The sequence below is a fragment of the Lientehia hominis genome (assembly GCF_021044755.1).
Taxonomy (GTDB): Bacteria; Bacillota; Clostridia; order Lachnospirales; family Lachnospiraceae; genus Lientehia; species Lientehia hominis.
Genome location: NZ_JAJNOR010000001.1, coordinates 53,838 through 80,612, shown reverse-complemented (window position 1 = coordinate 80,612; position 26,775 = coordinate 53,838). Strand labels below are relative to the sequence as shown.

At 45.8% G+C, this 26,775-nt stretch carries 25 protein-coding genes; 8 read left to right on the top strand and 17 right to left on the bottom strand.

The genetic code is table 11. The features are described from left to right. The first annotated feature begins 3 nt into the window (after positions 1-3). The 5 genes from obgE to rsfS are packed head-to-tail and all read left to right on the top strand — an operon-like array spanning position 4 to position 3,267. Positions 4-1,290 carry a GTPase ObgE gene (gene obgE / locus LQE92_RS00370; protein WP_231061036.1) on the top strand — a complete coding sequence of 429 codons (1,287 nt, stop codon included), beginning with the start codon at positions 4-6 and terminating at the stop codon, positions 1,288-1,290. 8 nt (positions 1,291-1,298) lie between these two features. Further along, positions 1,299-1,589 carry a ribosome assembly RNA-binding protein YhbY gene (gene yhbY / locus LQE92_RS00365; RefSeq protein WP_231061035.1) on the top strand — a complete coding sequence of 97 codons (291 nt, stop codon included), beginning with the start codon at positions 1,299-1,301 and terminating at the stop codon, positions 1,587-1,589. A gap of 50 nt (positions 1,590-1,639) precedes the next feature. Beyond that, the gene (nadD, locus tag LQE92_RS00360) at positions 1,640-2,266 is read left to right on the top strand and encodes a nicotinate-nucleotide adenylyltransferase (RefSeq protein WP_231061034.1); all 627 of its coding nucleotides are present in this window, start codon (positions 1,640-1,642) and stop codon (positions 2,264-2,266) included. A gap of 39 nt (positions 2,267-2,305) precedes the next feature. After that, positions 2,306-2,914, top strand: coding sequence for a bis(5'-nucleosyl)-tetraphosphatase (symmetrical) YqeK (gene yqeK / locus LQE92_RS00355; protein ID WP_231061033.1), 609 nt, complete (start codon positions 2,306-2,308; stop codon positions 2,912-2,914). Further along, a complete protein-coding gene (gene rsfS / locus LQE92_RS00350) occupies positions 2,911-3,267 on the top strand; it encodes a ribosome silencing factor (RefSeq protein WP_231061032.1) in 357 nt (118 codons plus the stop codon). Before yqeK ends, rsfS begins: the two co-directional genes overlap by 4 nt. 107 nt (positions 3,268-3,374) lie before the next feature. Here the strand turns inward: rsfS and lexA are convergent, their stop codons facing one another. Then, complete coding sequence (gene lexA, locus LQE92_RS00345) at positions 3,375-3,989, bottom strand: transcriptional repressor LexA (RefSeq protein ID WP_231061031.1); 615 nt, start codon at positions 3,987-3,989, stop codon at positions 3,375-3,377. Between the two features lie 187 nt (positions 3,990-4,176). Here lexA and LQE92_RS00340 point away from each other — a divergent pair, with 187 nt between their 5' ends. Continuing rightward, a complete protein-coding gene (locus LQE92_RS00340) occupies positions 4,177-4,551 on the top strand; it encodes a LysM peptidoglycan-binding domain-containing protein (RefSeq protein ID WP_231061030.1) in 375 nt (124 codons plus the stop codon). A 69-nt stretch (positions 4,552-4,620) separates the two neighbouring features. Here LQE92_RS00340 and LQE92_RS00335 read toward each other — a convergent pair whose 3' ends face one another. The 6 genes from LQE92_RS00335 to LQE92_RS00310 all read right to left on the bottom strand — a co-directional run bounded on the left by LQE92_RS00335 (position 4,621) and on the right by LQE92_RS00310 (position 10,541). Beyond that, the gene (locus LQE92_RS00335; RefSeq protein ID WP_231061029.1) at positions 4,621-4,986 is read right to left on the bottom strand and encodes a hypothetical protein; all 366 of its coding nucleotides are present in this window, start codon (positions 4,984-4,986) and stop codon (positions 4,621-4,623) included. A gap of 367 nt (positions 4,987-5,353) precedes the next feature. After that, entirely contained in the window at positions 5,354-5,893 is a 540-nt protein-coding gene (locus LQE92_RS00330) for a methylated-DNA--[protein]-cysteine S-methyltransferase (protein WP_231061028.1), read from the bottom strand. Between the two features lie 19 nt (positions 5,894-5,912). After that, positions 5,913-7,382, bottom strand: a complete 1,470-nt coding sequence (locus LQE92_RS00325) for a DNA-3-methyladenine glycosylase 2 family protein (RefSeq protein WP_231061027.1) — start codon at positions 7,380-7,382, stop codon at positions 5,913-5,915. A gap of 79 nt (positions 7,383-7,461) precedes the next feature. Beyond that, on the bottom strand, positions 7,462-8,526 hold the full coding sequence (locus LQE92_RS00320; RefSeq protein ID WP_231061026.1) for a tyrosine-type recombinase/integrase: 1,065 nt from the start codon (positions 8,524-8,526) through the stop codon (positions 7,462-7,464). A 27-nt stretch (positions 8,527-8,553) separates the two neighbouring features. Continuing rightward, positions 8,554-9,273 (bottom strand): tRNA lysidine(34) synthetase, encoded by a 720-nt coding sequence (locus LQE92_RS00315; protein WP_231061025.1) that lies wholly within the window; start codon positions 9,271-9,273, stop codon positions 8,554-8,556. A 323-nt stretch (positions 9,274-9,596) separates the two neighbouring features. After that, complete coding sequence (locus tag LQE92_RS00310; RefSeq protein WP_231061024.1) at positions 9,597-10,541, bottom strand: aldo/keto reductase; 945 nt, start codon at positions 10,539-10,541, stop codon at positions 9,597-9,599. A 421-nt stretch (positions 10,542-10,962) separates the two neighbouring features. On the opposite strand from LQE92_RS00310, the gene glmS reads away from it, so the two are divergent. Then, complete coding sequence (gene glmS / locus LQE92_RS00305) at positions 10,963-12,780, top strand: glutamine--fructose-6-phosphate transaminase (isomerizing) (RefSeq protein WP_231061023.1); 1,818 nt, start codon at positions 10,963-10,965, stop codon at positions 12,778-12,780. A gap of 87 nt (positions 12,781-12,867) precedes the next feature. On the opposite strand, the gene LQE92_RS00300 is transcribed toward glmS, so the two are convergent. The 8 genes from LQE92_RS00300 to LQE92_RS00265 all read right to left on the bottom strand — a co-directional run bounded on the left by LQE92_RS00300 (position 12,868) and on the right by LQE92_RS00265 (position 24,733). After that, positions 12,868-18,336: a cadherin-like beta sandwich domain-containing protein gene (locus LQE92_RS00300; RefSeq protein WP_231061022.1), complete on the bottom strand. Its 5,469-nt coding sequence runs from the start codon at positions 18,334-18,336 to the stop codon at positions 12,868-12,870. Between the two features lie 258 nt (positions 18,337-18,594). Further along, a complete protein-coding gene (locus tag LQE92_RS00295; protein WP_231061021.1) occupies positions 18,595-19,227 on the bottom strand; it encodes a cytidylate kinase-like family protein in 633 nt (210 codons plus the stop codon). Positions 19,228-19,291: 64 nt separating this feature from the next. Then, complete coding sequence (locus LQE92_RS00290; protein ID WP_231061020.1) at positions 19,292-20,203, bottom strand: RluA family pseudouridine synthase; 912 nt, start codon at positions 20,201-20,203, stop codon at positions 19,292-19,294. Continuing rightward, positions 20,200-20,769 carry a signal peptidase II gene (lspA, locus tag LQE92_RS00285; RefSeq protein ID WP_231061019.1) on the bottom strand — a complete coding sequence of 190 codons (570 nt, stop codon included), beginning with the start codon at positions 20,767-20,769 and terminating at the stop codon, positions 20,200-20,202. The genes LQE92_RS00290 and lspA overlap by 4 nt, the downstream gene beginning before the upstream one ends. A gap of 3 nt (positions 20,770-20,772) precedes the next feature. Next, positions 20,773-21,894, bottom strand: a complete 1,122-nt coding sequence (gene aroB, locus LQE92_RS00280; protein ID WP_231061018.1) for a 3-dehydroquinate synthase — start codon at positions 21,892-21,894, stop codon at positions 20,773-20,775. 40 nt (positions 21,895-21,934) lie between these two features. Continuing rightward, positions 21,935-22,705, bottom strand: a complete 771-nt coding sequence (locus tag LQE92_RS00275; protein WP_231061017.1) for a YlmH family RNA-binding protein — start codon at positions 22,703-22,705, stop codon at positions 21,935-21,937. 13 nt (positions 22,706-22,718) lie between these two features. Next, complete coding sequence (locus LQE92_RS00270; RefSeq protein WP_231061016.1) at positions 22,719-23,249, bottom strand: cell division protein SepF; 531 nt, start codon at positions 23,247-23,249, stop codon at positions 22,719-22,721. A gap of 92 nt (positions 23,250-23,341) precedes the next feature. Beyond that, on the bottom strand, positions 23,342-24,733 hold the full coding sequence (locus LQE92_RS00265; RefSeq protein WP_231061015.1) for an HlyD family efflux transporter periplasmic adaptor subunit: 1,392 nt from the start codon (positions 24,731-24,733) through the stop codon (positions 23,342-23,344). A 93-nt stretch (positions 24,734-24,826) separates the two neighbouring features. Between LQE92_RS00265 and LQE92_RS00260 the strand changes: the two genes are divergently transcribed. Then, a complete protein-coding gene (locus LQE92_RS00260) occupies positions 24,827-25,036 on the top strand; it encodes a DUF378 domain-containing protein (RefSeq protein WP_147595864.1) in 210 nt (69 codons plus the stop codon). 174 nt (positions 25,037-25,210) lie between these two features. Here the strand turns inward: LQE92_RS00260 and LQE92_RS00255 are convergent, their stop codons facing one another. Beyond that, on the bottom strand, positions 25,211-25,630 hold the full coding sequence (locus tag LQE92_RS00255; protein WP_147595865.1) for a twitching motility protein PilT: 420 nt from the start codon (positions 25,628-25,630) through the stop codon (positions 25,211-25,213). 91 nt (positions 25,631-25,721) lie between these two features. After that, positions 25,722-26,753, bottom strand: a complete 1,032-nt coding sequence (locus LQE92_RS00250; protein ID WP_231061014.1) for a D-alanyl-D-alanine carboxypeptidase family protein — start codon at positions 26,751-26,753, stop codon at positions 25,722-25,724. Between the last annotated feature and the right edge of the window lie 22 nt (positions 26,754-26,775).

Below are 26,775 nucleotides of genomic sequence, written 5' to 3'. Positions count from 1 at the left end.
AGAATGTTTGCAGACAGTGCAAAAATTTTTATAAAATCCGGCAAGGGCGGTGACGGTCACGTGAGCTTCCGCCGGGAACTCTATGTGCCGAATGGAGGACCGGACGGCGGTGACGGCGGCCGTGGAGGAGACATTATATTTGAAGTAGACAAGGGCCTCAATGCGCTGACAGACTTCCGCCATATACGCAAATATGTGGCGACCAGCGGGGAAGAGGGCGGAAAACGCCGCTGTCACGGAAAAGACGGCCAGGATTTGGTCATCAAAGTGCCGGAGGGCACCGTCATCAAGGACTTTAAAAGTGGAAAAGTCATAGCAGATATGTCCGGCGGCAACATGAGAGAAATCATATTAAAAGGCGGAAAAGGCGGAAACGGAAACATGCATTACGCCACAGCCACCATGCAGGTGCCGAAATATGCCCAGCCGGGCCAGGACGGCCAGGAGCTTTGGGTCCTTCTGGAGCTGAAGGTGATCGCGGATGTGGGACTGGTAGGGTTTCCGAATGTGGGGAAATCCACCCTTCTTTCCAGAGTGAGCAATGCAAGGCCGAAGATCGCCAATTATCATTTCACCACGATCAATCCCCACTTAGGTGTCGTCGATCTGGATGATCATAAGAGCTTTGTCATGGCTGATATCCCCGGACTCATAGAAGGAGCCTCAGAGGGCATTGGTTTAGGACATGCTTTCTTAAAGCATATCGAACGGACAAAAGTTCTTATCCACATGGTTGACGCCGCATCCACAGAAGGACGCGATCCCATAGAGGATATAAAAACCATAAACGGGGAGCTTGAGAAATATAACCCGGAGCTGCTTAAACGTCCTCAGGTCATTGCCGCCAATAAAATCGATGCGCTGGGGCCTGACGAACAGGAAACTACGGAGAAAATCCGCAGCTTCTTTGAAAAGGATGGAATTAAGGTGTTTCCAATCTCTGCAGTCAGCGGACAGGGACTAAAGGAGCTTCTCTATTATGTCTATGGCCTTCTGCAGGAACTGGATGATACCCCTGTCGTCTTCGAACAGGAATTCGATCCGTCAGAAATATTGATCAATGAGAATCTGCCGTATACGGTTGAAAAACTGAAGGAAGGTTATTATAGTTTAGAGGGACCTAAGATAGAAAAAATGCTGGGTTACACCAACATTGATTCAGAAAAAGGCTTCGAATTTTTCCAGAATTTCTTAAAAAAGACCGGTATTTTGGATGATTTGGAAAAGGCGGGCATTCAGGAAGGTGATACCGTAAAAATGTACGGACTGGAATTTGATTATTATAAATAGGAGGGGTTATGAACAGCAGACAAAGAGCATATTTAAAAAGTCTGGCCATGACAATTGACCCGGTCATGCAGATCGGCAAGTCGAGTCTGACGCCGGAGATTACAGAGGCGGTCAGCGAAGCTCTGGAAGCACGGGAACTGGTAAAGGTAAACGTTCTTAAAAACTGTCTGGATGATCCGCGCATGATCGCAGAGGCACTGGCAGAACGGACACGTTCACAGGTTGTACAGGTCATAGGAAAAAAGATCGTCCTGTACCGGGAATCCAAAACGAAAAAGAAGCTTGAGCTTCCAATATAATATCCGTTTGAAAAAGTCTAGGATGAAACGGACGTAATGAGGAGCAGGAGATGGAATTATCGGACAAATCGACAAGAAAAAAGGTGGGGATAATGGGAGGTACGTTCGATCCCATACATGTCGCCCATTTGATTTTGGCCCAACAGGCATGCGTCCAGTTTGACCTGGATGAAGTACTTTTTATGCCTTCTTCCCAGCCTCCCCATAAAGACAACAGGCAGGTATCCTCTGTGGAACACAGGCAGGCCATGGTAGAGCTTGCCATTGACGGAAACGATAAATTTGTCTATTCTGATCTGGAAATACGGAGGATTGGCACGACTTACACCAGCGATACGCTGAAAGAGCTGTGTGTTTCTCACCCGGATACCATTTTTTATTTTATCATGGGTGCCGATTCTCTTTTTGCCGTGGGCAGCTGGCATAAACCGGAAGAAATCTTCCGGAAAGCAATCCTCTTGGTGGGAAACCGTATGGATATGCCGGAGGATAAGCTGGAACGGAGGATTCGATATCTGGAGGGTCATTTTGGCGGACGGATTTATTTGATCGATATGCCGGATATCGCTATTTCTTCCCATGAAGTGCGGAACAGAAGGGCCTCGGGTCTTCCCATACGATATTATGTTCCGGAATCTGTCTATCAATATATTATGGAAAAACAGCTGTATAAATAGGAAACAAAAACAACTGAAAATGAGAGGGGAATACAAATTATGAAACCTGATCGTTTGACCATAAAAGAGAAGCTCCGCCATAAGCTCGGAATTGGGAGATTTGAGCATACTTTAGGCGTGGCGTACACGTCTTCCTGTCTTGCCATGCGCTATGGCTGTAATCCGGAGGATGCGGAGCTGGGCGGTCTGCTCCATGACTGCGCGAAGCAGTATGACAACAGTACTCTGCTAAAAAAGAGTTTAAAATATGAGCTTCCGGTCTCTGAAACCGAAAGACAAAACCCGTCTCTCCTTCATGCAAAACTGGGGGCCTATTTGGCACAGCACAAATATGACGTGCAGAATCCGGAGATTCTGGATGCCATTCGGTATCATACGACAGGCCGGCCGGCGATGACACTGTTGGAAAAGATTATCTATGTAGCCGATTATATTGAACCTCGCCGGTTTAAAGCGCCAAATCTGGAAAAGATCCGCCGCCTGGCTTTTGTGGACCTAGACCGGGCTGTATATGAGATCATGGCGGATACACTTGATTATCTAAAAGAAATGCCAGACTGTATCGATGAGACCACGCGGGAGGCATGCACCTATTATCAAACGCTGTTTGAGAAGAATATATTGGAACAAAAGGAGAACTGCTCATGAATCAATCTAAAAAAATGGCATCTATTGTTTATAATGCCCTCAGCGACAAGAAAGGGCAGGATGTGACGATCATCGATATTTCGGAGGTGTCCTGCCTGGCTGATTACTTCATTATTGCCAATGGTGAAAACAGCAATCAGGTTCAGGCAATGATAGACAACGTGGAAGAGGAGATGGAAAAGGCTGGCTATCATTGTTCTCAAAGAGAGGGCTATCAGGCTGCGAAATGGATTCTTCTGGACTATAAAGATGTGGTTGTGCATGTGTTTTCAAAAGAGGACCGACGATTCTATGATTTGGAACGCATTTGGCGGGATGGGAAATTTATATCAGAAAAGGAGTTAGAATCTTAAGGCTGTCTATATATGATAGATATATAAAGAGACAATAAAACAGGCACAGTCGTGATGACTGCGCCTGTTTTATCATAAAAATAATGCTGCTGCTTTTTATTCAAATATCAAGACATCAGGCGGAACAGCCCAATTACTTTTCCGAGCACTTTCACTTCCTTTAAAATAATTGGTTCCATGGAATCATTTTCCGGCTGCAGGCGATAATATCCATTTTCTTTATAAAACCTCTTAACCGTTGCGGAATCTTCTACTAAAGCCACGACAATCTCTCCATTGGAAGCAGTTGAAGCAGTCTCACAGAGAATCTGGTCTCCGTCAAAGATACCCACATTCACCATACTGTCTCCTTTTACATGAAGCATATAGGTTTCTTTATTGGGCAGCATCTCCGCCGGGAACGGAAAGTAATTTTCAATATTTTCCGCAGCGAGTATCGGCTGGCCGGCAGCTACCGTACCGATGACCGGAACCTGTACCATCTCCCGGCGGGTCAGCCCGAACACATCATCTACAATTTCAATGGCTCTTGGCTTCGTTGGGTCACGTCGTATATATCCGTTCTTTTCCAATGTCTCGAGATGAGAATGGACCGAAGAAGTTGATTTCAAATGGACGGTTTCACAAATTTCGCGGACGGTGGGCGGATACCCCTTTTTTAATATCTCTTTTTTTATAAATTCTAAAATTTCCATTTGTTTAGCCGTGATTTTACCAGACATAGGGAATCCTCCTCTAAAATTTCTGTTTTAATAGTAACATACGTTCGATTATTATGCAAGCAAAAATCCAAACGTTTGTTTGAAAAATGTCGAAAACCCATTGACAAACACTTGTTCTTGTAGTATTCTTAATGCATGAAAAGAACTAATGTTCGAGAACAAACGTTTTTATTAGAAGAGAAATATTATGAAAAATTTGCAGTTTGATGAGTTTTTAGTCGAGGAGAGGAGAGCGGACATGCGGAACAGAACCAGATATTCCCGGAGGAAAGTAAAATTTGCAGCCATACTTGGTGCGATCCTTATGTTTTCTGTTATTTTTTTCAGTGTTTTTGTCAGTGCCAAAAGCAGCAGAACAGACGCGTCTCTGTATAAATATTATACGGCTGTGCAGATCGACCGCGGAGACACATTATGGAATATCGCAAAAGAGTATTGTCCCGATCCCAATCAACTGAAATCATATGTAAAAGAGCTTAAGAACATCAACCATTTGAAATCCGACGAAATCCATGCTGGAAATTATCTGACAGTCGTATATTACTCAGAAGAATATAAATAGATTTGCCGTCATAAAAAGTATAGTACAAAACACTTTCTAGAAACATTTTTAGTAAGCTCCGATTAAGCTTCAGTTCAGCACCGGCAGAAGTTCCGGACCGTCACGATTTCGGTTCGCTGGCGATGCAGGTGCCGCTTTATCCCCGCTTTGGCAGTACCGCTCACATGTCGACAGGAAATCCTTATGATTTCCCGTCTCCTGTTCGCTCAGAAACGGAATCGGTATTTCCGTTTCTGCCTCCCTCCTCCTGGAGAACACCGGCCGCTGCCCTGCAGCGCTCTCCTTTAGGCCGGCCCGGAATCTTTCTGCCGGTGCCCTTCCGCCGCACTGTACCGGACAAATTTCATTTCTTAGATTCCAGAAAAGGATTGGATATCCCCAGGGCCCGCACGCCTTACGGCAGCGGGCCTCCGTGGCCGCTCTAATGGCTTTCACAACAAACGAAAGCTTATTTCGGTGCGGGAAGAGGAGCAGGAGGAACAATCCGATTCCATCGTAAGGGGAGCGCTGCAAAGGCGTTGGCAGGATCTTCCCGGCCGAAGGGAGGCAAAAATCGCATGTCATGCGGATTTTTGTCGGAATCTGACATGGAAAAATATCGATTTATCCATGTCAGTTGGAAAGGACCGACCGGAGGCCGTAAAGATGCTGGTTACGGCTGCCAGCGACCCGCCTGGATGGAAACGGATTTTCTCCTGTCTCCTCTAATTCGTAAAGATAAGTTTGTTTGAAAGGTATTTAAAGGTATACTATATTTTATTAAAGAAAAGGAGAGAGTCACCGCATCCTTTTCTTTTTTGCGTTAAAGCGCCGTCCCTTTTGCCGGCACAAAAAGGCGGGACATGTCTGCGCCTTCTAATTCTAGAAGTTTAATCTTCTTACTAATGCCTCCTGAATAACCTGTCAGACTTCCGCCTGCACCTACCACCCGGTGACAAGGGATAATGATTGAAATGGGATTATGGCCCACGGCACCGCCGACCGCTTGGCTGGACATTGTTTTTTTGCCAAGCCTGACCGCCATTTTTTTTGCTATATCGCCGTAAGTGATGACTTGTCCATAAGGAATATCGCACAAAATCTTCCATACTCCCATACGAAATTCACTGCCGATGGGACGTAAAGGCAGTTCAGAAATCTGGGGATTCTCTTCGGCAAAATACCGGTCCAACCAGTTTTTCGCACGGCAAAAAACTGGCAGATCATCCTGCATTGCCATATTCTCTGGCATACTTTCTCCGAAATACTTTTGACCCGCCATCCAAAGACCTGTTAAGTTTTCACCATCGCATGCCAAAGTAAGCAGGCCGACAGGAGATAGATATGTTGTTTGATAAAACATGCGAAATCCTCCTTTACAATTACAATGTATTCCATAGATTGACTGTGGCATAGCTGCGCCATGGCCGCCAGGATTCTGCCATCTTCAGTATCTCCTTCGGTGGACGGAAATCCAGAGCTTTTTTAATGCCAGCATCTGTTTCCAGAAATGCGTCGGGCCATTCCATAGCACGCATGGCAATATACTGGGCGCTCCATGACCCAATTCCCCGGATATTCAGCAGTTTTTTCATCTCTTCTTCCGGCTGTGCAGTTGGGTCCAAGGTGAGATCGCCAGTGACCAGGCCTAGAGCTAAGGCCCGGATGGTCCGGGAACGGGATGCAATGATGCCCAACACCCCAAAACAATCTTCAATATTTTCACCCAAGGTTACAACGTCCTCTGGCGAAGGGAACACATGGGTCAGGCCCTCGATACCTGTCTCAACTTGTTTCCCATAAGCTGCTACTAACCGCCCGGCCAAAGTACCTGCCGCTTTCACCGTGATTTGCTGACCCAGCACTGTGCGCACCGCCATTTCAAAAGAATCAAAGCATCCCGGCACGCGGGTTCCCGGAACACACAGGCCGGGTTGGACTTCATTCATGATATTAAGGGTTTCATACACTGTCTCCGGGTCGCAATAGAGGTCAAACAGACGGCGGATTCGGGATAATATTTGGGATAATACTGGCAGCAGACTCAAACTTACCGTAATGAGCAATGTGTTTTTTTCTGCGGCGTGTCCTACTTTTAGCCAACCAAAGATCCGTTGTCCTGAACTGTTTTTCAGACATACTGTTCGCCAATATTCACCGTCCCGTACCAGGTCAATCCCCTTAATTGCGCGGTCAGCCAAGAAATTCAATATTTTGTCCCAGAGATAAGGAGGGCGGTAACTCAGCGCAAGTGTAAGACCACCGTTGTGCCGCCCCTTTTTTGTCCTGTTTTTCCGCAGAGCCGCAGGTGGCATCCTGTATTGTTTTTTAAATAGGTCATTAAACCGGCTCAGGCTTCCAAATCCTGACGCCATGGCCACATCCAGAACTGGTAAGTCAGTATCCGTCAATAAATTTTTGGCAAGCAGCAGCCGGCAGGTCTGTAAATATTGTATGGGAGAGATATGATATTCCTCCGCAAACACTCGCCGCAGGTGCCGGCCCGAACAGCCCAGCCGCCCTGCAAGTTCGTCCAGGCTGAGACCGCTGCCGCAGCTTTCTTCCAGCAGTCTTGCAGCTTTACGGGCCAATGCGGCGCTGGCATCGGTGATAGATTGTCCGGGAGCCAGCTCCGGCCTGCACAGCAGACAAGGCCGATACCCTGCTTGTTCTGCTTCCGCCGCCGTGGCATAAAAAGTACAATTTTCTTCTTTGGGCATTTTTGCCCGGCAAACTGGCCGGCAGTAGATCCCCGTAGACGAGATGCCTACAAAAAAACGCCCGTCAAAACGTGCGTCTTTTGCCTTAAACGCCGCATACATCCCTTTTTCTTTTTCTATCGTATTTCTCACCTCCCATCATATTATAGCTTTCTTAGTGCCATGAGTCTTCCTGTTTTCGGACATGGTTTTTGATTATTCTGAACGGTTGCTATTTTTTATCCGGCTTCTCACGCAGACGCACTGCATTTCTTGCACTGCGCCGCCGTTCTTCTTCGAGCGCGGCATAGTGCTTCCTGGTAGTGTTCACGTCAGAGTGGCCGAGCACGTCTGCCACAAGATAGATATCTCCAGTCTCTTTGTAAAGATTCGTGCCATATGTGCTCCGCAGCTTGTGAGGCGTGATTTTTTTCAGAGGAGATACAATCTTCGCGTATTTCTTTACCAGATTCTCCACGCTTTTTACGCTCATCCTCCTGGACTGGAGAGACAGAAAAAGAGCTTGTTCATGTCCAGAAACCGGTATGATCCGTTTCCGTTCCTCCAAATAGCCCAGTAGTGCCTCACGTACTTCTTCACCAAAATATACGACGACTTCCTTTCCGCCTTTCCGGTGGATTCGGATTCCATCATTCCGAAAATCCACATCGTTCATATCCAGACCCACACATTCAGAAACACGGATACCCGTGCCAAGCAGCAGAGTCAGCAGGGCCACATCCCGTATCTTTGTTTTTTCATGAAATGCCTGCTGGCGTTTTGTAAGTCCTTCACCGTTTTCCACTTGATCCAGAAGAGTAGCCACCTCGTCGATATCCAGACGAATAATATCCTTTTCATGGAGCTTGGGAAGAGAGATCAGAGCGGCAGGATTATTCTGAAGCAGTTCTTTCTTATAGAAATAATTGTAAAAAGATTTCAGGGCGGAAATTTTCCGTGTTATACCGCGTTCCTTATTGATATGTTCTATATTTTCATCACTGGAATAATACTTAAGATATTCCATATATTCTTCCAGATCAAAGGCCCTCACCCTGTTTAAATCGTCAAGTGTGATATCCTTCATTTCTTTGTTCCGGTAGTAAGGGTTTTCCTTCAGTAAAAATTCAAAAAATACCCGGAGATCATAAGCATATGCGATTCTTGTGCGGGATGAGGTGGTCTGCTCGATGCCTCGGAAAAATACAGCGGAAAAAGATGGGAGAGTGGACACCAGCTCGCGGAGCTTTTTCGTATTCTGTATATCGACCTGTTCATAATAAGGCTTTTGTTCCATAGGACCGGAACTCCTTTCCTTTCTTTTTTATACTTTTTGGGGCCAGCCGGGGATTTTTCCATTTGTGACGGCTGCAAACATTCGTTCTTTGGCGCCTGGGTGCTCTGAATTCAGCTGACGTACAAGGTCCTTCGCATATTCCCGCTTTGTATGGCCGTCGGCGGGACAGGGGTTTTTGCAGACTGGAAGCTCATATTGATTCTTAAAACCGATGATGTCCGCTTCCGGCACATATAAGAGCGGACGGATGACCGTCAGGTCCATACGGTCCAAATATGTATAAGGAGAAAAAGAGTGGAAGCGTCCCTCAAATATTAAAGACATTAACATGGTCTCTACAATGTCATCCTTGTGATGGGCATAGGCCACTTTATTGCATCCTAATTCTTTGGCCTTTTCATTGAAGGCCCCTTTCCGCATTTTGGCGCACAGAGAGCAGGGATTCTCCTCCTTACGCTCTTTAAAAACGATTTCGGAGATGTCCGTTGGAACAATGGTATAGGGAACCCCCAGCTCCCTGCAGAGAGTCTTTACCGGCTTCAGATTTATTTCCTTAAAAACAGCAATGCTGACCGCTTCAATGGTGAATGGATTCGGATAAAATCTCTGCAGTCCATGAAGAGCGTATAAAAGGGCCAGGCTGTCTTTTCCGCCGGATATCCCTACGGCTATTTTATCGCCGGGCGAGATCATATGGTAGTCATCCACTGCGCGTCGGGTATAACTGAGCAATTTTTGAAGATTCATGTCATCGTTCCTTTATCCTTCATAGAATTTTTTGCGGGTAACAATAAATATGGATTACCAGTTAAATTAATATTTTATCACAAGACGAGAGCACTAATCAATAGCATCCGGAGCCATTCAGAAAATGATTTAAAGGTACGGGATAACCTAAGGGAATGGACCGGAAGAATAGTATTCCTCGATATCCATATCTATTCGCTAAACTCAACTTTAACGAATAGATATAATGAGATTATATCATAAAGGCACAGAAACCGTCAATCCATGCCGACTGTCTCTGTGCCTTTGCTTCCACTATGTTACTCTTATTTTCAATTGTGTATTTACGGCAGCTTCTTTCCGGCCGCCTGATAGACTTCATACCACTCGTCTCTGGTCAGAGAAATCTCAGAGCCCCTGCACGCATCCTTCATTCTCTGTATATTTGTGGTACCTAGGATTACCTGTATATTGGCCGGATGTCTGGTGATCCACGCTACGGCGATTGCTGTATTCGCTACTTCATATTTAGCCGCCAGACGGTCGATCACTTCGTTTAATTTTCGATAATTCTCAAGATCTCCCAGGAACGGCCCGCCGAAAAAACCCTGCTGAAACGGTGACCACGCCTGTATCGTCATATCATGAAGCCTGGAATATTCCAGAATGGAGCCTTCTCTGTCACAAGCCTGTTCGATGTCCATGTTCACGGCTATGCCGGAATCAATCATCGGACAGTGGACGATACTGAGCTGCAGCTGATTTACCTCCAGCTTATAGGGAAGATATTTCTGCAGAAGCTTGACCTGCAGAGGTCTCTGATTGGAAACGCCGAAATGACGTACCTTGCCCTGTTTAAATAAGGTTTCAAAAGCCTCTGTCACTTCCGCAGGCTCCATAAGAGTATCCGGACGGTGAAGCAGGAGGAAATCCAGATAATCTGTATTTAAACGGCTTAAAATGCCGTCTGTGGCCTTCAGGATATGCTCCTTGGAAAAATCATAAGCCCCGGTCGCGCTTTTTACAATCCCGCACTTGCTTTGGATGATCATTTTCTCCCGGACAGAAGGCTTGGAAAGACTGATCGCCTTGCTGAATATCTCTTCACATTCTCCGCGTTTTCCGGTTCTGCCATAAACGTCCGCATGGTCAAAATAATTGATGCCCTCTTCCATAGCCGTTCGGATCAGCTTTTCCGCCTCTGCTGGTGTTTTTCCTTTTAACCGCATACAGCCCATGATCAGGTTGGAAGCTTTAACGCCAGATTTTCCTACCTCTATGTATTTCATGATCGTTACTCCTTTCGAACTGGTTTCAGTGTCTCGTATCCATTTTATTGTGGAATAGGATTCTCATTTACCATTATAAGGCGTATAACGTCTGTAAACAAGGGGTAAAATTTAAATTCTTCTGCAAATTCTCCGTATTTTATGCGTAACTTGACTGGAAAAGGTGAAAATGATATAGTAGGGAAGAGTTATGGGTTGGGAGGCCGTAGCGAAAAAACTTCATAGAAAAAGCGCCATGCCCCTCCGTTTTTTGAGGGTGACGAGGAGAAGAGATTATCGAAAATTCGGCGGGTACTCTTCCATGCTACCTGTGCGTGTACATATTGGCAAATATGCCGGTGACGGCAAAACAAATTCAATATGATCAGGGACTCATCATACAAAAACTACATACATTTGGAATTATAAAGGAGACTAATTTATGTGCGGAATAATTGGCTATACGGGGCGCCTGGATGCCCTGACTGTCTTACTGGAGGGGCTAGAGCAGCTGGAATACCGAGGATATGACAGTGCCGGAGTTGCGCTTTTGTCCAGTGGAAATGACCGTTTTCTGATGAAAAAAGCCGGACCCGTAGCTACGTTAAAGGACGCGTGTACTGCTGTGGATATTGAATCCCACTGCGGCATCGGCCATACCAGATGGGCTACCCATGGAGGAGTAAATGATGTCAATGCCCATCCCCATATTGCCGGCAGGATTACTTTGATTCACAACGGTATCATAGAAAATTATCACAATCTGATCGATCGTTTCGGGTTCCGGGATTCTTTGGTATCAGAAACCGATACGGAAGTGGCTGCAAAACTCCTTGATCATTATTATAAAGGAGACCCTTACGACGCTATCCGGAAAACCATTCGTGAAATCTCAGGCTCTTACGCGTTCTGCATCATGTTTGAGGATATTCACGATCAGATATTCTGTGTCCGGAACATAAGTCCTATGGTGGCTGCCCACATGGAGGACGGTTCATTTGTGGCCTCTGATGTCACAGCTATCATCCCCTATACAAACCGCTATTTCGTAATTCCGGAATATCAGATCGTCACTCTCCGTCAGGATGGTATATCTGTACAGGATTTGGATGGGAACCCGGTGGAACCGGAAATCCTTGAGGTGAGCTGGAACGTGGAGGCGGCCAAAAAGAACGGCTACCCGCATTATATGCTGAAAGAGATTCATGAACAGCCGGAGGCGCTCAGAAATACGATTTTACCCCGGCTCCGGGAGGGAATTCCTGATTTTTCTGAAGACGAGATTCCCGACGAGCTCTTTTCCTTCTGCGACAAAATTGCCATCGTAGCCTGCGGGACCGCCATGTATGCGGGAATGGTTGGGAAAGCGCTGATCGAACCGATCATCAAGATTCCTGTATCTGTCAATATCGCTTCTGAATTCCGCTATGAGAATCCTTTGGTGGATGCCAGGACTCTGGTGATCGTGATTTCCCAGTCAGGCGAGACCATCGATACCCTTGCGGCTCTCCACCTGTCCAAAGAACGCGGTGCTAAAGTACTGTCCGTGGTCAATGTAAAGGGCTCTACTATCGCGAGAGAAAGTGACTATGTGTTTTACACTCATGCCGGGCCTGAAATCGCTGTGGCCAGTACAAAAGCGTATATGGTACAGCTGGCAAGTCTTTATTTGATCGGCTGCCGTATGTCGATGGTCCGTGGAAAATTTTCACAAAAGGACGCCGGTGAGTTTGTATCCCGTCTTCTGGATACGATACCGGCAGTCCAGAAAATCCTGGAAAACAAAGCAAAGCTCAAAACAGCCGCCAGTATCCTGGCGAAGGCAAAGGATGCCTTCTTTGTGGGAAGAGGCCTGGACTATGCGTTTTCCCTGGAAGGTTCCCTGAAGCTCAAGGAAATCTCCTATATCCATGCGGAGGCTTATGCGGCAGGAGAATTAAAGCATGGAACAATCGCTCTGATAGAAGAAAACACACCTGTTATTGCAGTAGCCACTCAGGACCATATTTATGGAAAGACAATTTCTAATATCAAAGAGGTGAAAGCCAGAGGCGCGTTCGTTATTCTGATCACCAAGCAACATGCGGAAATAACCGATGATATCTGCGACATGCATTTTTCGGTTCCGGTACCCCATGACCGGTTTACGGTATTTCCAGTTGCCGTGATCCTGCAGCTCCTGGCCTACTATACTTCTGATATGAAGGGACTTAATGTGGATAAGCCGAGGAATCTGGCAAAATCTGTAACCGTAGAATAAAAACGTTACCCAAAGAAAAAATACTTTCGGTACATTAACTCCCCTGCCCCACAATCTTGAAGGGCAGGGGAGCTTTTTTTGTATTGTTTATTTACTTCTTTTTCTCTTGAACGCTGCTATCACAAGAGTTGCTGCCGCGAGCATCATGATAACAAACACCGGTACGATTGCAGTCACATTGCCAGTAGGTACGTTTCCCTTCCCATTCGTCGAGCCTGCTGTCGGGTTTGACGGACTAGACGGCTTTGTTGAATCTGTCGGCTTTGTTGAATCTGTAGGTTTTGCTGGATCTGTCGGCTTTGTTGGATCTGTAGGTTTTGTCGGTTCCGTAGGCTTTGCCGGATCCGTAGGGTCTGTTGGATCTGAAGGGTCTGTTGGATCTGTTGCCTTCTCTTCCCTGGTTACAGAAATCGTATAGACTGTTTCTCCATCCCAGGACTTTGTAGCCACCGTAATCGTATTCTCACCTGCCGCAAGAGCTATTTCATCAGAAGCTGCGCCATTTGCCACTACTTCTCCATTTACCAGGATTTCCACACCAGCATCACTCACAGGTATCACCTGAATCTTTTCCACCGCATTCTCTACTGTCACTTCATATTCCAAAACCGAAGGATCAAACGCAGGTGACAAAGTGCCAGAGGAAACGCTTAAATCTTTAAGTCTGGATACACCTGTTACATAGAAATCATTTATGACGGATGTGCTCTTGAAACCGATTACGCCGACATGGCCTCCGGAATAAGTCGCGTTTTTCTCTTTTACACCGTCAAAAATAGTATGACCATCCATGATATAGGTCAGTTTTCCGTCCACATAGCTCATTTCAATATGATGTTTCTTGCCAATCTCTGGTCGGAAGGTATCATCAAATTTCGCGATTGCATGATTGCTTGCATCGCCTCTGTAAGGAAACTCAGTCCAGCGGAACTGCTGTCCCATATTATCGGTACCAAAGTCAAAGTTCACCATATAAGAGCTGCCGCCCGGATTGTCTCCTGCGTTAAAGACAACACCAAACGCGGTACCCTCCAGCACGGTCACGTCAAACTCAAGCTTAAAGCCATCTTCAAACGTCTCTTTACCGATTGCAAATACATCGCCTCCGGTGCTGACCCCCTGATAGCCTTCCGGAACCAGTGTCCAGTTTCCACTTCCAGAAACACTCCAGCCTGTGATGTTCGTGCGGAAAGGGTTTTCCATGATATTTATATTTACAGATTTTGTTAAGCTTCCATCTTTCGTTACCGCCGTCACTGTAAAAGTACCGACCGATACCGCCTTAAGGGTAATGGAAACATCATCCTGCGCTGCGATCTCCACTGCACTGCTGAGATCTTCCACAGTCCAGTCCACCGCCTGGGAAGCCGTATCAGGAGCCACTCTGGAATATATCGTGAATTCTTCTCCTGTTGTAATGGTCTTTCCTTCCTCCGCGCTGAGATAAATCTCTACAGGAGTTGTTTCTCCAGAAGCTTCCTCTCTCCAGATACCGGTTAGTGGATAAATTACCAGACTGCCTGCGGTATTGCCGCCTGTCGAAAAAGCTTCCATACCGATTCCTGCATAGTTAGGAAATACAAGAACGGAGCCGTAAACCTGTCCGTGGTTTGGGATTACTTCGATGGAACCCTTATCCACAAAGATACTTAAATCAACAGAGCCATCATCATTCTTACGAAGATTATAATTATAGATTCCATTAAAGCTTCCTCCTCCGGCAGCCGATGCTTTGCTGCTGTCCAGAGTAAGGACGCCGGTCTGAGGGTTGTATTTCACGATCATTTCCTGGTCAGTTCCCTGTAACAGTTTAAAGCCAACTTCTGTTACGCTGTCTTCCGGCTTCAAATGTGCCACCAGCTCAAATTGGTCGCTGCGGCAGCCTTCCAGAATGTTAGCGCCGTCCGCTTCAATTATAACATCTTCTTCTTCAAAAATAGGCTTTTGTCTTAGCTGTTCATATTCTTTTACAGGCTCCTGATACAGACGGATACCTTCGGACGTCGTTTTTAAAGATATATCGTAGCACAGAGTATAGGTACCGTTCCAGCCTTCTGTAGGCGCGTTGAAAATCCTTCCCCAGCTTGCCATCCATCCTACCATGACCACACGGCCCTCCGGGCCTTTCTTGAAACTTACTGCCGCATAAGAATCCGTTCCGGGAATGGTCAGCCTTCTGCTTCCAGATTCGTCCGGCACGAAGCACCAGCTCAGCTTTCCATCCACTTTTCTCTGCTCCAGGTCACCGATGATATACCACTCTCCGGCCCCGGTATAGACCCACTTGATGTTATTTTTGTTACCGTCTACCGGCAGAGGGAATAAATCGGGACATTCGGAATGTATTTCCCCTACACCAGAGGGACGGTACGCTGCATTTCCGCCATAAGCGCTCTCAAAGGTCCAGTCTAAAAGATTATCGGAAGAATAAATACGAAGGGGACCGCCGGCCACTACCATCAGATATTTATCTGCCTGTTCACACCAAAATACATTGGGATCTCGGAATGCGCCGTCACGGAGCGGATCATTCTTCTCTACCGTTAAAATCGGGTTCTTATCATACTTTGTCCAGGTAAGGCCGCCGTCCTCGGAGTACGCGATGCTTTGACTCTGTCCGCCGTTCATATGAGTAAAGAACGCCAGCAGGTTATTCGTACTGGGGCCATCAAAAAGACCGGATTTGTTCTCGGGATCATCCACGGTACTGCCGGACCAAATAGAACCAAGCTCGTCTGGAGCCAAAGCTACAGGGACCTCTTCCCAGTGCACCAAATCATCGGATACAGCGTGTCCCCAGTGCTTCGCGTAATCATCATGGATCGTCGTTAACGGAATATACTGATAAAACAGATGCCACTGGTTATTATAATAAATCAGACCGTTGGGATCGTTGATCCAGCCCTCTAGAGGAGAGAAATGATACTGGTCCCTCCAGGATTCCGTCATAAATTTTTCAGGACTTTCCTTTCTGTAAATGGACACGGTTACATTAAACTCAGTTTTTTTTATATTATCCACCAGCTTGACAGGGATGATTTGCTTCCCCACCTCCAGAGGTACATCCACGTATACACCATTCTCCGCCTCTTTCCCATTGATGGTCAGTGTTACATCTTCGCCCGTAAATTCAGCGGCAATTTTTGCCGTTTTCTGAGTATGATCAACCGCCAGCACACTATAATCCGTATCCAGCCTGCTGAACTCCGGCGTCAGCCTACTTCCTTCCACACGCACATCCGTAATTTCCGCTAATTCTCTAGTTTCTGTCTTTGTAACCATCGTGTTCTGGAAATATGCGGTACCATCGATACGCATCCCCAGGTAACCGCCCTGATATCCCGGCAAATAGAACTGATGAACCAGCTTTCCATCAATGTACGCCCAGAAATAGTCACTATTTATTTCTATTTTTAAATGATAATCTTCCTTATTAATCTCAAACAAATCCGTTTCTGTCAAACTGCCGGAATGATCATCGCTGAAGAAAGTATCCCCTGCGCCAGTATTAAACTTCCAGAATCTGGTATCTTTGTTCCACCAGTTTCCGCCGCCGCCGGTGCGGTTCATATAAAAGACATAAGCATCATCTTTGGCATCCGGATTCTTTGCTCCAAACATAAGCCCCAGGCAGTCTCCGTTCACATACTTTACGTCAGTTTCATAAACAAAGGAATCATCCGGGCCCATGTAAACATCACTCATCAGATAAGATTCGCCGCCAGCATTTACGCGAAGGCCGTACTCATCATAAGTAATGACATTGCCAATGGCTGTCATACCATCCTTATTCATACTGGTATTCCAGCTCTCAGAACCGCCCTGTTCTGTCTTCAGCTTCGATACATAAGTATTTTGGAAAGTAACAGTAGAATGTTCCCCTGCGCCGACAGCCAAATAACCGGGATTATACCAATCCTTCAGTGCGCCTGTACATGCCAGCTCACCGTCAATATACAGACTGCATAAATTACCGTCTACTTCAGCCCTCATATTATAACTGTCCTTGCCAAGCTCATACAGAGACTCATTCGTATTTTCGCATACAAGAGACCAGCCATGACCGTAGCAAAAAACCTTTGTCTCCCGAGGATTACTGCGGTCTAATTTAAATACAAAGCCATCTTCTAACGAATCTGCGCTGGGCGCTCCGATAATCAGGTTTGCTACATTGCCATCCTGGAAAATAACATCCGATTCAAATTTAAATCGTTCGCCGGAAAGAGTGGAACTGCCTGCAAAGGCGTCATTTTCTCCCGGGATATTGGCATAGATAAGTTTATAGCCGTCATCAGTATACTCAAAATCTGCCTTGATGGGGGTAATACCCTCAAGATTAGTATTCCATAAGACCTCCTTTCCCTCACGGAAATAAGTATTCTGGAATACAACGCTGCCATATGTACCATTTTCTTCCGAAGTACCTATGCCAAAATGGCCGTCTTCATACCAATCCGGAAGTTCTCCGGCACAAACCAGCACATCGTCGACATACCCCATACAGAAGTTTTTATTTACATTTACCACCAGTTTAAGATGATAGTTTTCTTTTCCCAGATCGAAGCTTCCACAGTTCGGCGCAAATGTAGGGAATCCATAACCATAAGCGAACATTTTCGTCTCAGCCGGATTGTTCCGGTTAAATTTGAACAGACAGGAAACTTCCTGCTTGTCAGTATTCTGCGCGCCAAATATCAAGTCCGCCACCTCGCCGTCCTTGAAGAAAACATCAGTTTCATAGACGAAGCTGCCGTTTGACATGGTATCGCTGATTACCATAGCGTCTCTCTTGCCATTGTCTTTATCCGGAGTCATCCAGATACCGTCCTCTGTAAAATCAGATTTGGCATCTACGACATGTCTGCCTTCCAGGTTTGTTTTCCAGGTATCTTCCTTTTCTCCTTCTGCTTCCTGCTTGAAGTATGTATTCTGGAAAACGGCAGAACTGCCTTCTGCTGTTGCTACGCCAATATATCCCAACTTATAGTATTCTGAAATATTGCCGGAAGCAACTAAAACATCATCTACATAACAGGTACACAAGTTGTCCTTTACAACGGCTTTTAGGTGATAAGTATCTTTTTCATATTCAAACGCCCTCCCATTGTTTGTTCCAATCTCGGGAAACCCCTTCTCAAAACTGTAATAAAAGAGCTTTGTCTCATTCTTTCGTTCTTTTCTTCTGTCCAGTTTGAACACGACAGAATTTTCCAGTGGATGCTCTGCACCTAAATTACTGAGCTCAGAGCCGAAAATCAGATTGGCTACATAACCGCTTCGGAATGTCACATCTGTCTCAAAAATAAAATCCCCTTCTTTTTTAACTGATGTCATTGCCGCCGCGTCACCGCCGCCTTCTACCAAAAGGCCTCCGTCCACATAAGTAAGTTCGGAACCAACCGCCTGAACCCCCTCCAGATCCGTGTTCCACTGTCCTGCATCCATTTCGTCAAGCGCCGCCTGAACCGGAAATGCGAGCAGTAAATTAACCGCTGCCATCCAAAGAGCCAGAAACATGGCTGCACTCTTCTTAAACCACCGTTTTTTGGATTTCATGCCTTCCCCTCTCTTTCCCATTCCCCTGATTTTTTTCATTGATCATACCTTTAAATGTAAAAAATATAAACCATGAATTACTTGGATTATATAGCCGATCACTAATTTGCGTCAACTATTTTGAGATTTTATTGTTATTTTCTACACTTTAACCAAATTTCTTTCCTTAATCTTATTATTTATTTTGTAATGAACCAATGACAAAAACTAAGAGCCGGCAGTTGTTTCTGCCGGCTCTATTGAATCATAATACTCGATTTATTTCTTATCTGCTTTTTTAACATCTACAAAGTTCAGAATGACGTCCACTGCCCCGTCAAATCCAACCGCACTCCTGTTGATGCAGAGGTCGTAGCTCTTTGCGCTCCCCCATTTTTTATTGGAATAATAATTATAATAAGACGCGCGTTTTTTATCGGTCTTTGTAATGAAATCCTTGATCTTTGACGGTTCGATATGATAATGTTCTTTCAGGTACTCCACCTTGTCATCATAAGATGCGGTGGTAAATACGGAGACCATATTCGGATATTCCGCGAGCGCATAATCGGCGCAGCGCCCTACGATCACACAGGATTCCTGCTCTGCCAGTTTCTTGATGGTATCAAACTGAGCAAGAAATACCTTTTGGTTCAAGGGCATATCCACAAAGTTAGAAGGATTATAGCTCATGGAATAGGTATCCATGACCAGTGAATATAAAAAGCTGTTGGTGGGCTTTTCATCATGATGTTCAAAGATTTCTTCACACAGCCCGCTGTTCTTCGCGGATAATGCAAGTAATTCCTTATCGTAACATCTGACTCCAAGGCGCTCTGCCAGCTTCTGTCCGATGAATCTTCCGCCGCTTCCGCATTCTCTTCCGATGGTAATCACTAGATTTCCATGCATAGCATTCAGCTCCTCTCATCCTTAAGATAGTTATATTATACTATATTTGTCAAAGAAAGTATAGTTATATATGCAATTTCACCAATAATCTTTCAAAATACTCAGGTAACGGAGCCTCAAATTCCAGATAGCTGCCTGTCCTCGGATGAATAAAACCGAGAACTTTTGCGTGAAGTGTCTGGCCCTCAAGAGAGATTGGAGATTTCGAAGGTCCATAGACCGTATCACCCAGCAGAGGATGATGGATGGATGCCATATGGACACGAATCTGATGGGTGCGGCCGGTCTCCAGCCGGCATTCGATATAAGTGTATTTTTTAAGCGGCTCCAATATGTGATAGTGGGTAACCGCTTCTTTTCCATTCCTTGGGTTCACCGCCATTTTCATTCGGTCATTGAGGTTCCTTCCGATGGGGGCATCCACCGTGCCGTCTTCTCTGATCTCACCATGGACTATGGCATGATAACGCCTGTTAATGGAATGGACCCTCAGCTGTTCCGCAATGGCCGCATGGGAAAAATCGTTTTTACACACCAGCAGAAGTCCGGTTGTATCCCGGTCGATTCTGTGGACAATGCCGGGACGGAGAACTCCGTTTATTCCAGACAGATTATCTCTGCAGTGATACAAGAGGCCGTTGACCAGTGTGTGTGATTCATGCCCTGCGGCAGGATGTACTACCATGCCTTTCGGCTTGTCAACGATGAGCAGGTCATCATCTTCATAGACGATATTCAGTTCCATCGGTTCTGCTTCTACTTCCAGTTCCTTCGGCTCCGGAACGGATACCTCGATCTCATTCCCCGCCTGAACCCTGTAATTGCCCTTTACGGCCTTTTTATCGACTTGGACCTGGGATTCCTCAATCAGTTTCTTTAGATAACTTCTGGAGGGCATTTCCGGCTTTTCAGACAGAAACTTATCCAGCCTTTTTCCCACATCTTCATCTGCCGCTCTGTAAGAGAAAAACGTCATATCTGCGCATCCTCTCCTCTGTTTTTATCCGGTGTGCTTTTCTTCTTTCTTCTTCCGGGGAGAAAGACGGCAAGTTCTTCGTCTTTATAATAAAACAGAAAAAAGATCACAAAAGCGATTCCTGCAGCCACCACATAACAGTCCGCCACATTGAATACCGGAAAATCAATCAGTGTTAAGGAAAAAAAGTCCACCACATATCCCTGTACAAGACGATCCGCCAGATTTCCGACGGCTCCGGCACAGAGCACAGTCAGAATCAGACGAGCCGGCAGGTATCTCCTGGTTGATGGAGCCTTCCAGAAAGCATATGCAATCAGAAGAAGGATGAGAACACTCCCAATCAGGAAGACATACCGCTGGCCGGACAAAAGCCCCCATGCCATTCCCCGGTTTTCCAGATAGGAGAGCTCAAAGACTCCTTTGATGACAGGATACGCTTCCTGTCCCTTCAGATGTGCCACCGCCAGGCTCTTTGTCCATTGGTCGAATCCCACGAGCAAAACTGCCCCAAAAAGATAGCGGAATACCGTAAAAAGCCGTTTTTTTGTTTGGTTTTCTTCCATATGTTATTCTCCTCTTGGTTTTGTCAGATAGTCCATGGCCGACTCCATTTCTTCCGCCGAAACGGTTTTGTCGATGCAGGCATCGCCCAAGGCCCGGAGTAATATAAACCGAATGACACCAGAGTCCATTTTCTTGTCATGCTTTACCGCGTCCAGCACGTTTGATACATTGATATCCTGCAGCGAAACGGGAATACGGAAATAGGCAAGGAGCTCCTCCAGATTCTTAAACTCTTCCGGTTTCAGCATTCCGCGCCGTTCGGACAGATAAGCCGCTGCTACACATCCCACTCCCACACAGGCCCCGTGGCTCAGCGTAAACCCCTTTTCTTTTTCGATGGCATGGCCAAGGGTATGTCCAAAATTCAAAAGGGCGCGTATCCCTTTTTCCGTCGGATCCTCTTCTACCACAGCGCGTTTGATGAGACAGCTTCCCTTTACCATTGCCGCCATGAAATCTGTCTTTCTCTGCCGGATGCTCTCTTTATTGGCTTCCAGCCAATGATAGTATTCTCCGGAACGAATACAGCCATGCTTTATGACCTCTCCCATGCCAGAAGCAAATTGTTCCTCGGGAAGGCTTTTTAACACCGAGACATTGATATATACCAGTCTGGGCATATAAAAGGCCCCTACCATATTTTTGTAAGCGTCGAAGTCCACGCCGGTTTTGCCGCCGATGCTGCTGTCCACCTGAGAAAGGAGGGTAGTAGGCACCTGGATGAAATCAATTCCTCTTAAATATGTGGCGGCCGTGAAGCCGGTCAAATCCCCCGTCACTCCGCCGCCCAGCGCCACCAGGATGTCATTCCGGTCAAAGGAATGACAGATCAGATACTCATAAAGGCTTTTTACGGTATCCAGGTTTTTATAGGGCTCTCCCGCCGGAAAAACAAAGTATACTATCTTCTCGGATATGCTGTCAAAAATGTTTTTTATTTCTTCCAAATACAGCTTTGCCACCCTGCTGTCTGTTACAATGCATACTTTTCTGCCAGAAAGGTTAAGCTGTGCCGCCGATTTTGGGAGGCTGTAAAAGGAATCCGTTAAAATGACCGGGTATATGGGCTTTCCATTCTGATGTACCATGATTTCTTCAGGCTCCACTTTATTTTCTGCTGTCATTTCTTATCACCCTTTCATATTTTATAATCTAAATGCCGCCTCAGTCATATTTTTTCAGCTGAACCATCTGGCGTCCTTTTTTCGTTGAAGTGAGGACCCCGTCAAAAATATATTTCCCAACTCCTCTGACAGAAAGGATATCCCCTGTTTTTGGCACAGCCGTCTGAGAAACACATAATTTTCCGTTCAAAAACACCCTCTCTTCTGCCAGACATTCAGACGCTCTTGAGCGGGAACACTTCATAAGAAGCGCCAGCAGCGCGTCCATCCTCAGGGAAGCGATGGAACCAGTGATGACAGTGAAGCTCTGGTTTTCTTCCAAATCCGCAAAAGACGCTCTGGTGCAGGCCACGGGATTACGTCTGACGGACTTTAATTCTTCCATCAGGAAATCAGACATATTTTCCGTACAGAGACAGTACGCAAATCCATCCCCGACGATGATATCTCCGATCTTTCCCCGCTCAATTCCCAGGTTCAGCACAGCTCCCAAATAATCCCGATGGGTGCTTGGTACTGTAAATTTTCCCGCAGAAGAGGAAATCCGTACCGGAACTATGGGAAGCTGTTCCCTGTCTGGCCCTTCTTCAAATCCCCCATAAACAGGAAGAAAGCAAACAATCTTTCTCTCTGCTGTCTCATAACCGCCGTCCAGATAACAGCGGACATGGGAAAACTCCGGCAGCGCCGAAAGAAAAACTGTTTGCTCATGTAAATTCAAAAAATCCGTATAAACGGGAATTCCCCGCTGAAAGCACGCATCAGATAAATCATGGAGACGGTGTAGAAACAACTGCTCTTCTCTATCCATCTTTTTCAACCCGTCAGTCTGAAAGACCGGAAGAACTGCCCATTAAATCCTCAAAATCACCGGATAATTCCACAGTCTGAGGAGTCGCGATGAATATGTAATTGGAAATCTTCTGCATATTCCCATTCATGGAATAACATGCGCCAGATGTAAAGTCAATAATCTTCTGCGCAGTTTCCGTGGGAATCCCCTCCATATTGATGACAACTGCACGGCCGCTCAAAAGCGTATCACAAATTTCGCGAGCATCTCCCAGACTGCTGGGCTTTACCATGCAGACTTCCATCCCGCCTCTTGTAGCAGCACGCATGGGAACTACATTGCTTGTCCTCGGTTTAGATTTTGCAGCCGCAGGCTTTCTATCCACCATTTCCGGTTCCTCCTCTGCAGTTCGTTTCTCACGATGGAAGAAGCTTTTCCTCGGCTGTTCCTCCTCGTAATCGTCATCTTCCTCCTCATCATACATATAGTCATCTTCGTAGTCGTAATCGTCTTCGTCGTTCAGTTTCATGGAGTCAAGAAATTTATCAATAAACTTACTCATGGGTAAAGACCGCCTTTCAATTTTTTACTCACCTATCATTATCAATGTTTTTGCGAATTGTGTCAACAGATTATATGTATTTTTTCTAAAAATCAGCGGAGAATATCGTCCTCCTTTACAAGAGATGCGTTCAGCACGATGTGGTCATAGCTTCGAAGACCATATGACATATTCTTCTTAACGATACAATATTCACTGTTCTCATCCAGAATCTCCACCTGCTTAAAAACAGCGTATCCCCGGTTTATATTGTATACTCCCTGCAGTGATTCCTTTGCGCCGATCTGATATCGTTCATTGGAGTCTGGAAGTATGATATAATCTCCTTCTGTAAAATCATCCATGGAAACATAGTAGTATTCATCAGTGGTGCGGTATATGTCAGCTACAGTAAACTCCATTGTGGAAGTCCCGTCATTGGCATAGACCTCTTTATAGAAGCCTTCTTCGGCACTGTCTCCTCCTGAGGTAATGAAATTCGCGGGGATGACAAAAAAGTCTTTCGTGGTCAACGCTGTCTTGGGCACTTTCAGCCCTTCTGCCTGAGAATTTTTCACTTCCACTTCCACAAAACGCTCACCTGCAAATTGGATCATATATTTATTGAGGTCGATTTTCCCATAGGATACTCCGTCTTTTCCGGTAAAAACGGAAAAACCGGCCGCCGCATCCAGATTTTTCTTCGGAAAATGAACAGACACTGAGGTCACATCGGTGTAATCCGACAGTTCGTCCTCTTCCAGAGGAATCACCACTGACCAGGAGTCATCGGTGATCATTTTATAAGCAGGAGTACCACTGTTTATCAGCTGTCCGCCGGCATAAGTGGTCTTCTGATAATTTTCCTTAGAGAAAGTATCTGCTGATACCTGATCTGCAGTCAGCCCCTCCATTCCATCCGTCGAATAGATAACAATCCCGCTGGTCTGTGCGTAACACCGTTGAAAGGAAATCGCGTTTCCCTCTCCTTCCGCTGTGCTCAGCTCCTGCAGGGCATTGATATTGATATATTCCATCAGCATAGAATTAAGAGTTGTATTGATATCGTATACGTCTGAAAACTGGCTGTCAGAGTAAGACGTACTGAAATCTGCCAGTAATTCTTTCATTTCTTTCAGATTATCATCAGACAACCTGCTCTCTTCTCCTGAGGACTGATTCAGATATTCAGTCATGGAGCCATTCTCATCCACAGTGAAAATCAGGTTCCCGACCGCAGCTTTTTGCTTTTCCCGCAGATAGTAGTTTACATATCCGGCATAATCGGAATTCACCACTGTTTCGTTTCGGAGTATCACTCCCGTATAAAAAGAATCGTTGGCAATGTCTCCGTCTAAGACTTCATACATCTTAATTTTAGGTTTGATCATGAACTGAATGAGCACGATGATCAAATATAAAAAAATAACGGCAAATACGGCTATGCCGATATTTATATTTTTCGGTTTTTTATAACGAATGATCTTTTTGCTTGTACTTGCCATGAATGGCTCCTTTAAAACAAACCTTGGAAATCTTTCCCATAATAATATCCTGAAATAAGAATAAACTAAAAAAAGGAAAGGAGGGAAAAGCTCATGAATTCCAAACCACTTGATTACACCGCTCTCGTCATCACCATCATCGGTGCCGTGAACTGGGGTCTAATCGGATTCTTCAAATTCAACCTGGTCACATTCCTGTTCGGGGACATGACCCTGATTTCCCGCATCATTTACGCTGTTGTGGGCATTTGCGGCCTGTATCTTATCAGTATGTTCGGCCGTGTCGGAAACGGTACTGACTGAAAACGTTCCGTCATCTTTTGGGATGCAGATGCGTTCTTTCTGCCTCTGCGATCCGCCGGGGGCTTTATTCTTTGGCAGGGAAACACAATGCATATACGGTCGGTGTCAAAGAATAAATTCGGGACGTGGGGTTATCACGTCCCGAACCATATTTATCATTCATTATGTAAGTTACTATAAGGAAACAATCACTTTTGACTGTGCATGTTCAGGAAGATCCTGTGCGTCCATAGAAATACTCAGGATGATGGTAACTCCATATTGTTGTCCAAGCTGTTCTAATTCAATCAAAGCGGCGGAGATGTCCTGGCCTTCCAGGTGCGCCAGCTTTAAGAAACTGTCCAGGAATACATATTCCAGATCATAATCCTGTGAAATAATGCCGCACAGGAATCCAATAAAAGCATTATAAGAACGAATCGGATAATCATAGACATTGATAAGACGAACTTTGTTGTCTAACTCGTGCATATTTTTCGTATTTTTGTCGAGATATACGAGGGACCCCTTACATTCTTTCACTGCCACATTTGCTTTTTCAAGCAGAAACTTTGTCTTTCCCTTCCCCATCTTTCCTGCTATGATCTGCACCATAATGCACTCCTCCTTTAGTCACTAAGTAATAGTTCGGATATTTATAAAACCCTGTTCTAATTATAGTATAAATCACATGAAAGTACAATCCTTATTTCTGAATTTTTGAAAGCAGAGAGGTCATGGTAACGTACAACGACTCACGGCTATCGGCTTTCAGGACCACTGAAACATACTGCGCTCCCGTCTCATCCTCTGATGCCATAGAAAGGCAGAATTTCGCTTCCGGAGTCGTACCAGTCTTTCCCCCAAGAGGAGTTACGCCGTCCGGCGCCACCGCCTGTCCGCAGAAATACCAGATTCCTCTGTTCCACGTATTAGTCACCGGCTGTCCATTGTTGGTATACTGCGCCGTATATTGCTGCGTACCGATGATCTTCATAAACTCTTCATAGTTCATCAACTCGTTAAAAATAAGGTAGATATCGTACGCCGTTGTGTAATGATTCGGATCATTCAGCCCATGGGCATTGACAAAGTGGCTGTCCGTCGCTCCCAGAGAACGGGCTTCCTGGTTCATCAACTCCACGAACGCTTCTTCCCCCCCTGCGACCAAATACGCGATCACATTGGCTGCATCATTTCCTGAGGGGAGCATCAGTCCATACAAAAGCTGCTCCAGGTTCAGCGTATCCCCATCCTTTACACGACATACAGAAGAATCCGGGTCCAGATTTGCGAGCATATCGGCCCGTACAGTAATCTCCTTAGACAGGTCCCCGTATTTTAAAGCTACCAGGCAGGTCATGATCTTTGTGACACTGGCAGGATAAAGCCGTTCATAAGCATTTTTACTGTAGACCACTTCTCCGTTGGTTCGGTCAAAGGTCACACCGGCCTCAGACGTGATGTCAGGATCTGCCTCTGAATCCGCTGTAACTACGCAAAGCTTCTCCGCAAACAGGGCCGGGGCTTCTCCAGGAACATCCGGCGCCTCCATGGACAGATCCTCATCCTGTCCTTCATAAGCGGCCAGCATGGAAGTACTGCCTTTTCCTGAAAAAGGGCTTTTAATAAAACATGAGAAGACGATCGTGCAGGCGGCGACCGCCAATATGGCAAGGCCGAATTTCAGTGCAATCCGGGTACGTTTTACCTGCTTCGCTGTTGTTGTTCGTGGCATATCCTGTATCATTTCCTTCTTA